10 protein-coding genes and 1 tRNA gene are annotated in these 11,574 nt (G+C 58.6%); 6 read left to right on the plus strand and 5 right to left on the minus strand.

What is annotated here, in order from left to right; translation table 11 throughout:
* Positions 1 to 34 precede the first annotated feature (34 nt).
* On the plus strand, positions 35 to 898 hold the full coding sequence (locus AB8A33_RS03330; protein WP_175365566.1) for an intradiol ring-cleavage dioxygenase: 864 nt from the start codon (positions 35 to 37) through the stop codon (positions 896 to 898).
* Positions 899 to 1,409: 511 nt separating this feature from the next.
* Here the strand turns inward: AB8A33_RS03330 and AB8A33_RS03335 are convergent.
* Positions 1,410 to 1,901, minus strand: coding sequence for a hypothetical protein (locus AB8A33_RS03335; protein ID WP_439091415.1), 492 nt, complete (start codon positions 1,899 to 1,901; stop codon positions 1,410 to 1,412).
* Positions 1,902 to 2,236: 335 nt separating this feature from the next.
* Between AB8A33_RS03335 and AB8A33_RS03340 the strand changes: the two genes are divergently transcribed.
* Positions 2,237 to 3,319, plus strand: a complete 1,083-nt coding sequence (locus AB8A33_RS03340; protein WP_439091416.1) for an MBL fold metallo-hydrolase — start codon at positions 2,237 to 2,239, stop codon at positions 3,317 to 3,319.
* Positions 3,320 to 3,438: 119 nt separating this feature from the next.
* On the opposite strand, the gene AB8A33_RS03345 is transcribed toward AB8A33_RS03340, so the two are convergent.
* The 3 genes from AB8A33_RS03345 to AB8A33_RS03355 form a co-directional block, all read right to left on the minus strand.
* Positions 3,439 to 4,425 carry a glutathione S-transferase family protein gene (locus tag AB8A33_RS03345; protein WP_439091417.1) on the minus strand — a complete coding sequence of 329 codons (987 nt, stop codon included), beginning with the start codon at positions 4,423 to 4,425 and terminating at the stop codon, positions 3,439 to 3,441.
* Between the two features lie 232 nt (positions 4,426 to 4,657).
* The gene (locus tag AB8A33_RS03350) at positions 4,658 to 5,746 is read right to left on the minus strand and encodes an acyl-CoA dehydrogenase family protein (protein WP_439091418.1); all 1,089 of its coding nucleotides are present in this window, start codon (positions 5,744 to 5,746) and stop codon (positions 4,658 to 4,660) included.
* Positions 5,747 to 5,759: 13 nt separating this feature from the next.
* Positions 5,760 to 6,365: a carboxymuconolactone decarboxylase family protein gene (locus tag AB8A33_RS03355; RefSeq protein WP_439091419.1), complete on the minus strand. Its 606-nt coding sequence runs from the start codon at positions 6,363 to 6,365 to the stop codon at positions 5,760 to 5,762.
* Between the two features lie 276 nt (positions 6,366 to 6,641).
* Between AB8A33_RS03355 and selA the strand changes: the two genes are divergently transcribed.
* From selA to AB8A33_RS03375, 4 genes are all read left to right on the plus strand, one after another.
* Positions 6,642 to 8,066 carry an L-seryl-tRNA(Sec) selenium transferase gene (gene selA, locus AB8A33_RS03360; protein ID WP_439091420.1) on the plus strand — a complete coding sequence of 475 codons (1,425 nt, stop codon included), beginning with the start codon at positions 6,642 to 6,644 and terminating at the stop codon, positions 8,064 to 8,066.
* Positions 8,067 to 8,084: 18 nt separating this feature from the next.
* Positions 8,085 to 10,067 carry a selenocysteine-specific translation elongation factor gene (gene selB, locus AB8A33_RS03365; protein WP_439095842.1) on the plus strand — a complete coding sequence of 661 codons (1,983 nt, stop codon included), beginning with the start codon at positions 8,085 to 8,087 and terminating at the stop codon, positions 10,065 to 10,067.
* Positions 10,020 to 10,115: transfer RNA gene (locus AB8A33_RS03370), tRNA-Sec, on the plus strand. Before selB ends, AB8A33_RS03370 begins: the two co-directional genes overlap by 48 nt.
* Positions 10,116 to 10,144: 29 nt before the next feature.
* A complete protein-coding gene (locus AB8A33_RS03375) occupies positions 10,145 to 10,525 on the plus strand; it encodes a hypothetical protein (protein ID WP_175365558.1) in 381 nt (126 codons plus the stop codon).
* 1 nt (position 10,526) lies between these two features.
* On the opposite strand, the gene selD is transcribed toward AB8A33_RS03375, so the two are convergent.
* Positions 10,527 to 11,573 (minus strand): selenide, water dikinase SelD, encoded by a 1,047-nt coding sequence (gene selD, locus AB8A33_RS03380; RefSeq protein ID WP_439091421.1) that lies wholly within the window; start codon positions 11,571 to 11,573, stop codon positions 10,527 to 10,529.
* Position 11,574 lies beyond the last annotated feature (1 nt).

Raw genomic sequence — 11,574 nt, forward strand, 5'->3', positions numbered from 1 at the left:
ACGAACGATCAACTGAAGAAAAGAGCAGGGAGCCATGAGAAACTTCGACGAGATAACGATTACCAACGCGGTTATTGAACGCCTGTCCGGCGCCAGCGACGCGCGGATCGCGGACATTAGCGCGTCCCTGATCCGTCATCTGCATGCGTTTGTCCGGGAGGTCAGGCCGACCATTGAAGAGTGGGAAAAGGGGATCGCGTTTCTGACGGACACCGGCAGAATGTGCAGCGATACCCGGCAGGAGTTCGTGCTTCTGTCCGACACGCTCGGCGTCTCGATGCTTGTCGACGCCATTAATCACGGGGCCGGAGAAGGCGTGACGGAATCGACTGTTCTCGGCCCCTTCTATGTTGAGAGTCCCCCGGAGAAAGCCCCGGGCGAAGATATTTCAGCCGGAATCGAAGGCGAGCCTCTGATCGTGACTGGTTCGGTGCATGCGCCGGACGGTACGCCGATCAAAGGTGCCACGGTCGATGTCTGGCACTCAGACGGCGACGGATATTACGACGTGCAGCATTTGGAAGAGACTGGCGGCCTAGCGATGAGAGCGAGGTTCTCGACGGACGGCGAGGGTAAATTCCGATTTTGGACCATCAAGCCGGCGGCTTACCCGATACCCCATGATGGACCGGTCGGTGCGATGCTGGAGAAGCAGGGCCGACACCCCTGGCGTCCTGCCCACGTCCATTTCATGATCTCCGCGGACGGATATCAGAAGCTCGTGACACATGTGTTTGCGGAAGGCGATCAGTATCTGGATTCTGACGTGGTATTCGGCGTCAAGGACAGCTTGGTCCGGGAATTCGTCGCGAAGCCGCCGGGGCCTGCGCCAGACGGGCTGTTGCGAAATTCCCCTTTCTTCCATCTTCACTACGACTTCGGCTTGCACGCATCCTAGCGGCAAGGTCGTAGATTCAATCTGTCGGCGATCGCGATGCAGATTGCGGCCGCTGGCACTCGCTCAAGCGATGTGTTCGCCGCGCGTGGCTTTACGATTTTGAGAAGATCAGATTAAAGATCTCGACGTCGATCGTGACGCCGTCTTGTGGGATCTCGCCATTTGCATCCAGAAACCGGGCTCGCTTGAGCGCGTGGACGGGAATAGCCACCAATTCTAGGTGTTGCATGCACGGAAGGCGCAATCGAGAATCTGGCGTGAAGGAGCAAGCTGCGTAAGCAGGGACTACCGCAGAGAGGCAAACACGCGGCGGAATAGACGCCATAGGTTCACTCCGGCCTCCGGGAAGGTCTCTCTCCTATATACCTCCGTGGAGCGGCGAAGAACTTTAGCGGCGAGGTGGGGGAGGGGAGGGGTCCACCTCGCCGCTACACGGCATGCCGGGCAGCAGCATGCCGCGAAACACGGTTCGTGCGGTTCCAAAGTCGCTAAGACGTGCGCGTCGACCAGGTTACTGCCGGGACATCTGCAGATGAACGCCGCGTATCTCGCTCTGCGAAGTGAGCGAGAACGATTGTCGGTCTCCTCGGGTCGAAACGGTGAGATTGGCTGAAAACCCAGGTGCGTCCGCGACGGCGGAGATCGTGCCTCCTGATGCCCGTCCGACCAGACTTCCACTCATGCCGCGGTTCGATTCGCTCCATGAGCCCGCAAGCGCGCCGCCCTGGCTGGTGAGATTGCTGCTCAGTTCGAAGCGGTAGCTATCGCTGGCGCAGCGAAGCGTCTGCTGCAGGCGCACGCCACCCTCGCGGGTCAAATAGTTGGCCTTACAGCGGAGACGCTCTTTGGACCCGTCCGACAATGAGATGCTGCCTGAGCCTGACCATGCTCCTTCCAACCCGGCAAATGCCGAGGAAGCTGCACGCGCGGGCAGCGCAAATGCGGTTAATGAAATGGCCAGCAGGATAGTGGGAGCCGATGATTTCTTCACGAGGAGTTCCATCCGGTAACCTTCAAAAATAGAAGTCGTCAGATGCTAAGGTTCGGCGGTCCTCAGCGATACCTATCCAACCGTATAGAATGACATACGCAGGCTACTCTGCGATTTCGTCGTCCGTACCTCAAGGCGATTGGCAGTGCGCGCACCGTGATAGGCGAGGCGAACCGCATGCGCGGTATTTCGGGATCAAACACCGAGATATTTCTCTCGCCTCTGACAGGACTGCCCGCATCGGCCGTGTTGAATTCGATCAATGGTTCGCCATCGTCCTAGAGAATTACACGCCTGCGCCTGCTGCATTGATCGTCCGACGTCGAGCTCGTGAAAGGAAAATCGATATGATCAAGTCACCTGTTGCGGTCTCATCAAGGTGGTTCTGGGTCGCAATGAGCTTGACCGCCGTGGCGCTTGGCGCGGGGCTAATGAGCTCGGAAACCACGCGTGTTCAGCCTGAGGCGCCACCTGGCCTGCCCGGGGCTCCCTATGCGGAAATGCCTGCCATCGCCCCGATCGGCGTACGTGTTGATCGATATCTTCCACCGCCGTCGGATGCTGCAGCAACGCCAATCGATCCTGCCAAAGGCTACCGTCTCCAGCAGCTGGGTCGTGACCTCTACGTAGTTACGGACAATGGCTACCAGTCGATGTTCCTCGTCTACGAGGAGGGTGTGGTCGTAGTGGATGCGCCACCGAGCTATTCGGCCCGTCTGAGGCAGGCTATCGCGGAGGTGACGGATCGATCGGTCACTCACGTAGTCTACAGCCACGCTCACATCGACCATATCGGCGGCGTGACAGACATCGGCGGACACCCGACCATCATCGCCCAGGACGAGACGATGCGTCTACTCCTTCGCGCGAAGGATCAGAAGCGTCCACTCCCAACGATCACGTTCCGTGATCGCTACGAACTGAAGTTCGGCAGCCAGGTTCTGGAATTAAGCTATCACGGCGTCGCCCATGCGCCGGGTAATATTTTTATCTGGGCGCCGGAGCAGAAGGTGCTGATGGCGATCGATATCATATTCCCGGGTTGGATGCCGTGGGGGCGCTTCGCCGACGCGCAAGATGTACCGGGCTATTTCGAGCAGATGGCCGAGATAGACAGAATTCCATTTGAAACCCTTGTGGGAGGACATGTGGACCGCCTCGGAACCCATGCCGACGTTCGCACCCAAATGGAGTTCATGAACGACATCAAGGTTGCAACAGCCGGGGCGCTGCAGTCGACCTCAGTCGGTGCCGAGATGGGCAAAGCGGACACGGCTAATCCCTGGGCGGTGTCTGACAACTACATCGACCGTGTGATCGTGAAGTGTATCAACGCTGTTACGCCAAAGTGGCGTTCAAGGCTTGCTAGCTACGATATATTCATCTGGGACCAATGTCATGCTATGCAGCAGAGTCTTCGCGTAGACTGAGATCCTTCATCGATAAGTTCGCGTCGGTGAAGACCAGCCCGCTTTTCGGCGCAGTTGCGGTGTCCGAGGTCACCGATCGTTTTCGCATGTCGTTTAGAATCTGACTTCAGCGATAGTGACTAGGCTGTTCGGAGCCGTTCGCGTCCATGCGTCGCGCCAAAGTCACGCAGAGGGCCTGCGGGGACGATACCCGTTGGGTTGATGGCGCGATGGCTTTGGTAGTAGTGACGCTTGATGTGTTCGAAATTCACGGTCGAAGCGATCCCTGGCCACTGGTAAACATCACGGGTGTACCCGGAGAGGTTGGGATAGTCGGCAAGAGCTCGAATATTGCACTTGAACTGGCCAAAATAGGCGACGTCAAACCTGATCAGCGTAGTGAATAATCGGATATCCCCTTCGGTCAAACGATCGCCGAATAGGAAGCGGCTATCCGCAAGATGGGCTTCGAGCCAATCCAATGTCTTAAAAATCGGAGTAATGGCCTTTTCGTAGGCGGTTTGGGAGGTCGCGAATCCCGCCTCGTAAACACCATTGTTGAGAGTGTCATAGATCCTGGCGTTTACGGCATCGATCTCCTTTTGGAGCTCACGTGGATAAAAATCGTTCGGCTTCGCGCCTTGGTGATCGAATGCTGAATTCATCATGCGAACGATTTCGGATGACTCGTTGCTTACGATCGTGCCCTGTTCTATGTCCCACAGCACCGGAACGGTCGCCCGACCAGTGTATTGACTATTAGCGATTGTGTAGACCTGATGTAGGAATTCCGCTCCGTTGATATGGTCGGCTATCACTCCCTGGCCTTTTTCGAAACCCCACCCCCGTTCCGTCATCAGCCAATGCACAACGGATATGGAGATCTTGTCCTCAAGACCCTTGAGTACCCTTGTGATCAGTGTTCGGTGGGCCCAAGGACAGGCAAGACTGACGTATAGGTGATATCGACCCGGCTCGGCCTTAAACCCACCGGCACCGCTCGGACCAGGACTTCCATCTGCGGTAATCCAGTTGCGGAAAGAAGCGTCCTGCCGCACGAAGGAGCCGCCGGTTGCGCTAGTGTCATACCCATTATCACGCCATTCACCTTCAATCAAAAGTCCCATATCATCCTCCGCGCGTGATCATCTCTCGCCGCCGTATATCCAGAAGGACCATTGACGACATCAACCGCAGGGTCAAAGTGATAGCGTAAGTAGTCATCAGTCCAATCTAATCGACCGCTGAGCCACAGCGTCGAAATGGCATTGTCGGTCTGAACAATCGATGGTGCTCCTAGTTCAAGTAGCGTGTTCCGATTAGACCGAGCGCTCGCAGTAGCCGCTCTGAGCGGAGCGCTCATGCAGACACTACGCTGAGTTGACGTTGACGCTGTTCCTCGAGCACCGTCTTCAACTGCACGATGCTTGGTGTGATGATCGGGATAAATGCCGCCTCGCGAGCTCTGCGCTGGAAATCCTTTCCCGATCGGGCTATGTAGGCGCTCCCGCCGGAGGCGTACAACTCGAGCTGGATCGCTTCTGCCACGACTTCCGCCAATCTGATGCGGATCAGGAAAAGTGCCGCCGGATCGGTGACGAACCGTCCGTCCCGCAAGTCGGTCAACATCGCCGATTCGAGGCGCCGAAGTTCTGACGTGAGCCTCTCTATATCACCAAGCAAAATGTGCCGTCCCATCTGGGCACGAGCCATTGCTTCCAACAGCGATCGGCGCGCAAGTCCGACGGACATCGCACATTGGAGTGCTAGGAAAGCTGGCCGTACCTTCGGAAGCCACTCCTGAGTATCGGGAAAGAGAATATCTTGCGGGCCGATGCGGACCTCGACTAGGTCGACAGCCGCTGTATTGCTGGCCTGCATGCCCATGAGATCGAGATCGTTCGATCGCTCGAGGCCCGGGAGTTCCGATGCAAGGCTTGCTACGAAGGAGGGCCGACCGTCACTGCCCTGTATCGCGGCGGCGACATCGAAACCATCCGGGCGTAAGTTGGTGACCCATGGTAGCTTTCCGTTGATCTTGATGAGCTCACCATCCGCTTCGGCGACGATCTGCAGTCTCTCGATGCCCGAAAGAAATTTCATGGCATTCGAAAGCCCGCTGGCTCCGGCCCGGCGTCCGGTGAGTAAATCTCCGATCAGTCGCTCGCGCAGAGCCGCATTCGGGGTACGCAGCACGAATTCTATGAACGTCCGTTGGCCCCACGCAACAAAGCCCGCCGCCAGCGAATGTTCGGAGAGAGCAGCGTTGGCGACGACCGCGTCGGCGATATCGCCGCCGTCTCCGCCAAACTCTGCGGGAATCCCCTGGCGGAAGACGCCAGCTCCTCCGATGCGAGGAAGAATCTCGGACGCGAGATGTGGGCTGAAGTCGATATCCTCCGCCTTCTCCTCAAGCCAATGTGACAGGCATGCCGGAATGATGCTCACAGTTGCCTCGCTACTATTCAGCCGCTTGCGCAGCGGATGGGTGCCAGGCGTAAGACTGCAGCTCCGGGTTCAAAGCTGGCTGGCCAAGGTTGTTGGCGAAGTTGCAGAGGGTCGCTAGGCTGATGCCGAGCACCACCTCCAGTGCGTTGGCTTCGTTGAATCCGGCTGCGATGAAGCTCTTCAATTGAATGTTCTGAACGGCACCACGCGAGCGGATGACGGCGCGCGTGAATTCCGCGATTACCTTCAACCGCGGATCCGGAACGGCTTTCCCCGAACGGAGGGGTACGACGATGTCTTCGGACAGTCCCGCTTTCTTATAGGCAACCGCAGTGTGACCTGCCACGCAGAAGCTGCACCCGTGCATCGCGGCCGCGGTAATCTGCGCGGCCTCTCGCTCTGCAAGGCTCAGTCCGCTCTTGGCGTTGATCCTTGATACCGTCTGATAGGTCTCAAGAGCGGCCGGAGGATTGGCGAGAAGGCGCACAAGATTAGGCAGGAAGCCGTTGTTCTTTTGCGCGGTTTCGAGCCCTGTCTTGGCCGCTTCCGGAGCATCTTCGATCGTGCAGAGCTGAATTCGAGGCATGTCGTAGCTTCCTGAGGGCGATGATTTGCCCACGATTTAAGCGGGTTGGATGTGGGCCACAAACCGCTTGGGAACATAAAAAGTTCGCGTCGTTGCGGTGCGGAATACATGCTCTATTTCGGCAATCGGGAGCAGAAACGTCTCCGATCCGATTGCTTCGAAAAGCACGTTATATATTCCACATGAAGATCGGTGCCATGCGGCGCAGTTTCAACGTAAGGCTTGCAACAGGAGCGGACAACCTGTGCCGAGGTATGGGTTTTCTGCGTTGAATGCACGAAGTATACTAATCTTAGTAGCAACATCCTCATGAAGGCGATGAACGATCAGGACAAGAAGCAGATGAGTCTTCGTGACCTGCCTTCCATCACGGCGGTTCTAAAAGCCGAACCCGCCGTCCTTGCAGTTTCGCGCTACGGGCGCGTAGCGACCACGGAAGCCATACGTGATGTGATAAATCAGATACGACGCTGCATCGGAGAGGGCGCCGTTGCCCCGGACGCCGAGCAGTTGGCGTGGAAGGCGCTGGCGAGGCTGGATGCTCGAGACCGATCAGGGCTGCGTCCGCTTTTCAATCTGACGGGCATCGTACTTCACACCAATTTCGGCCGTGCTCAGCTTGCCGATGCCGCGGTCGAGGCTGCGACCGCTGCCATGCGTCATGCCGTGGCGGTTGAGTTTAGTCTTGAGACCGGCAAGCGGGGGGAACGCGACGATCACGTTAGGCAGCTCTTAATCGATCTAACTGGTGCGGAAGATGCGACGGTAGTGAACAACAATGCCGCCGCGGTACTTCTCTGCCTTAACACGCTGGCCGGTGGGAGGGAGGTTGTTGTATCTCGTGGCGAATTGATCGAGATCGGCGGCGCCTTCCGGATGCCTGAGATCATGAAGCGTGCCGGTGCGCGCATGATCGAGGTTGGAACGACCAACAGAACTCACGAGAGGGACTATCTAGGGGCGCTATCGACCGAAACAGGTCTACTCATGAAGGTGCATACGTCGAATTATCGCATTCAAGGATTTACGGCGGAGGTGAATGCAGCTCGCCTAGCGTCCATCGCGGACGCTGCCAAGGTTCCCCTGCTCAACGACTTGGGTTCCGGTTCGCTGGTTGATCTCGCGAAATTTGGTCTCAAGCGCGAGTCGACGGTTCGGGATGCAGTTACCGAGGGCGCGGGCCTCGTGACGTTCTCAGGCGACAAGCTGCTCGGAGGTCCGCAAGCCGGTTTCATCGTAGGTCGAAGGGACCTCGTGTCCGCGATCAATCGCAATCCGATGAAGCGCGCCTTGCGCGTCGACAAAATAAGGCTTTCGGCCATTGAAGCGACGCTCAAACTGTACCGCGACCCCGATACTCTGCTTGAACGATTGCCGACGCTGCGCTTTCTCGCGCGAAGCCAGGAAGAGATCGTCGAACAGGCGAATCGGATCAGGCCAAAGGTCGCGCAGATTCTCAATGACCCCTACGATGTCTTAGTCTGCACTTGCGAGAGCCAGATCGGTTCCGGTGCGCTTCCGCTCGATACGCTGCCGAGCGCTGCGGTCGTGGTTAGGCCGAAGACCGGCTCGGCATCCATCGAGAAGCTCGCTGATTCACTGCGTCGGTTGTCGAAGCCGATCGTCGGTCGGATCGCGGCCGGCGAACTTCTGCTGGATCTTCGCTGCCTGACGGATGAACTGGAGTTTTTGTCAGTTCTTGCCGAATGGAACGCCGATGCAATCGCGAATTGAACTGGTCGGTAGTGCGAAATGATCTTCGGCACCGCGGGCCATATCGATCACGGCAAGACGGCGCTTGTGAAGGCGTTGACCGGCGTGGACGGCGACCGGCTGAAGGAGGAAAAGGCTCGCGGGATCACCATCGATCTTGGATTTGCGTATCTCTCCTCGGGAGACGCGGAGCCTCTGGGGTTCGTGGATGTCCCCGGCCACGAACGCTTCGTTCACACGATGTTGGCGGGAGCCAGCGGTATCGATCATGTGCTGCTCGTCGTGGCGGCCGATGACGGCGTGATGCCCCAGACCCTCGAACATCTTGCGATCGTCGATCTGCTGGGCATTGGGCAAGGTTCGATCGTCGTCACCAAGGCAGATCTCGTGTCGAGCGAACGAGTCGCGGAAGTCGCCGCGAGTATCCGGACGCGAACGGTTGGCACGCCGTTCGAGCAATCCGAGTTATTCGTCGTCTCGGCCGTAACAGGTGAGGGCATCGATGTTCTGCGGCAACACCTGCTTCGGGCAGCAAAGTCGGCTCTGTTGCCATTTGGAGCGTCCCGCTTCCGACTGGCGATAGATCGTGTGTTTACGTTGCAGGGTATCGGGGTGGTCGTCACCGGCACGATTCTGTCGGGAAGCGTGCGCGTCGGGGACGATGTGGTTGTCAGTCCCGCCGGCCTGACGGCAAGGGTGCGGTCGCTTCACGCGCAAAATCGTCCAGCGGAATCCGCACGAGCGGGGGACCGGTGCGCCCTCAATCTAGCGGGCGAAAGGATCGCGAAGCAGGCGATCCATCGCGGAGACGTCGCACTGGATCCCTACCTCCATGCTCCCACGGATCGCATAGAGGCGCGCCTCCGGCTGCTCGCAAGCGAAGCAAAGCCGGTTAGGCAATGGTTCCCCGCGAGGTTGCATCACGCTTCTGTCGGCGTCGGCGCGCACATCGTGCTTCTTAGCAACGAGCCAGTACGTCCCGGAGAAACGGCGGACGTTCAGATCGTGCTGGAACGCCCCATAGCCGCGACGGCATTCGATTGTTTCGTGGTTCGTGATGTTTCGGGGCAGCGCACGATTGGCGGCGGCACGTTCATCGATCTGCGACCGCCCGTACGCCGACGGCGCACGCCGGAACGCATCCTGCAGAGAGCGGCGCTCGCCGTCTCGGACCCCGCGTTGTCCTTTCGCGCGTTGCTGAACACGGCTCCGTTCGCTTGGGATCTGGAAACCTTCGCGAGAGATCGAGCGCTCGCTGTGGAGGAAGCGACCCGCATCATCGACAGTTTGGACGTCGTTCTGCTCGAGCGCGCCCCTGGGCGAATGATGATGGCGATCGATCGATGGCGTGCCTACGTGAACGCGATTTCGGATGTCCTCGCGTCCTATCATTCCGAATTTCCCGATCGCCAAGGGATCGGGCGGGAGAAGCTGCGCTCGCTCGTCCGCCCCAAGCTGGATGCGGGTAATTTTTCGGGGGCTCTACATCGGATATCGAAGGATGGAGATATCGTCCTCGATGGATCGTTCGTTCGCCTCGCGACGCATAGTGTCAAGCTCACCGATGAGGATGAAGCTCACTGGGCGAGCATCGCACCTCTGCTCGGGCGCGAAGCGCGATTTCGCCCGCCGCGCGTGAGGGACATAGCCGGTGAAATTGGGTGTTCTGAAGCCGATGTAAGACGACTCATGCGAATGGTCGAGAAGACGGGGCGGATTGATCAGATCGCGCATGATCATTATTTTCTGAGATCGACTGTGCATGAGATGGTCGGCATCGTCGGCGCTGTCTCCGCCGCGACAGAGAATGGCTTCTTCAGCGCCGCACAATTTCGCGATCGTGTCGACAACGGCCGTAAGGTGGCGATACAAATCCTCGATTTCTTTGACCGCTATGGTATCACCTCGAAGCGGGGCGATTTGCGGCGCGCGAACAGGCATCGTCTCGATCTCTTTGCGATAAATGAAAACAATGGAAGAGAATCGTCTCTGGTGGGGCGTTCGGACTTCAAATCCGGGTGAGGCAGCCAGACTGTCTCAGGTGGGTTCGACTCCCGCTCTCTTCCGCCATTTCTCCGAGAACAGAGTATCTGTGCCGCATGACACCGAAATATGAGACGGACTTCGACGACTGGCTCGTCGAGACTTTCGCGAAGGTCGGCTCGTTCACGATGCTGATCGTGCTCGTAGACGTTGGCGAGACGACCGTCACTCCGCTTGCCTCCTCCTATCTTCATATCGTCGGCGACGAGACGAGGTGGCCGGAGATGGTGGAAATGCTCAGCGGGGCCGGAGCGAAGTGGAACGCCGCCGCGTTCTACCAGGCCGATCGTGTGGGTCTCATTGAGGACTCGACCGCCAAGCAGCGCCTCGCCTCGTTGACGCATCATCTGAACGGCGATCGCTCGCTCCTCGCACACAGCGACTTCTTCAACGCCGGTGGGTTAAGACTCAAGATCGAAGAGGTGCGAAAGCACTGATCTAGACGATTTCGACCGACGGCGCTCCGGCGGCCACGTGCCCGATGATGCGCGCAAGCGGATAACCTGCGGCTTCGATGGCATCCCGGATTTCGTCAGCCCGGTTGCCCTTGCACGCAACCAGCAAGCCCCCCGAGGTCTGGGGATCCGTCAGGAGCGCGCGCCGCCAGTCGGGGAGGTTCGGTGGAAGGACTACATGTTCACCGTAGCTGTTCCAGTTTCGGCCCGACGCGCCGGTCACGTAACCTTCTTCGGCAAGCGGCTCTGCCTTCGAAAGATAGGGTACGCGCGACTGTCCTACGATCAACTGGACGCCGCCACCGCGGGCCATCTCAAGCGCGTGTCCCAGTAGACCGAAGCCGGTCACATCCGTCATCGCATGTACGTCGGGGTCCTTCGCGAGCTCAGCGCCGACACGGTTCAGGAGCGTCGTGGAGGCGATCATCTCGCGGTAGGCTTCGTTCGGAAGCGCCTGCTTCTTGAACGCTGCTGAATAGATGCCGACACCGATGCCCTTGGTGAGAATCAAGACGTCTCCCGGTCGTGCGCCGGTGTTACGGCGGACGTTCTCAGGGGGGCAGAGCCCGATCACTGCGAGGCCGTAGATAGGCTCGGCGGAATCGATCGAATGCCCACCTGCCACGGGAATTCCAGCCTCGGCGCAGATCGACGAACCTCCCTCAAGGATCTGCCTCACGGTGTCGGTAGGCAGCTTCCCGAGGGGCATTCCAAGTATCGCGAGCGCCATGATGGGCTTACCGCCCATTGCATAGACATCGGAAACAGCGTTTGCGGCCGCGATCCGGCCGAAATCGCGAGGATCGTCGACGACAGGCATGAAGAAATCGGTCGTCGCGATTACGCACGTCTTCTTGTCGATCTGCCAGACTGCGGCATCGTCGCTAGTCTCGTTACCGACGAGAAGGCTGGCGAAGGGACCGGCTGCCGGCTCGTTGGCGAGAAGTTGCTGGAGCACCGTCGGCGCTAGCTTGCAGCCGCAACCGCCGCCATGGGCCAGATCGGTCAGTCTGAAAGCTTCCGCGGACATC

It is taken from the genome of Tardiphaga sp. 813_E8_N1_3, assembly GCF_051811025.1.
Lineage (GTDB): Bacteria > Pseudomonadota > Alphaproteobacteria > Rhizobiales > Xanthobacteraceae > Tardiphaga.

Coding starts and splice junctions, on each gene's coding strand:
- AB8A33_RS03330 (WP_175365566.1), top strand. CDS start 35: ATGAGAAACTTCGACGAGATAACGATTACCAACGCGGTTATTGAACGC.
- AB8A33_RS03335 (WP_439091415.1), bottom strand. CDS start 1,901: ATGGAACTCCTCGTGAAGAAATCATCGGCTCCCACTATCCTGCTGGCC.
- AB8A33_RS03340 (WP_439091416.1), top strand. CDS start 2,237: ATGATCAAGTCACCTGTTGCGGTCTCATCAAGGTGGTTCTGGGTCGCA.
- AB8A33_RS03345 (WP_439091417.1), bottom strand. CDS start 4,425: ATGGGACTTTTGATTGAAGGTGAATGGCGTGATAATGGGTATGACACT.
- selA (WP_439091420.1), top strand. CDS start 6,642: ATGAAGGCGATGAACGATCAGGACAAGAAGCAGATGAGTCTTCGTGAC.
- selB (WP_439095842.1), top strand. CDS start 8,085: ATGATCTTCGGCACCGCGGGCCATATCGATCACGGCAAGACGGCGCTT.
- AB8A33_RS03375 (WP_175365558.1), top strand. CDS start 10,145: ATGACACCGAAATATGAGACGGACTTCGACGACTGGCTCGTCGAGACT.
- selD (WP_439091421.1), bottom strand. CDS start 11,573: ATGTCCGCGGAAGCTTTCAGACTGACCGATCTGGCCCATGGCGGCGGT.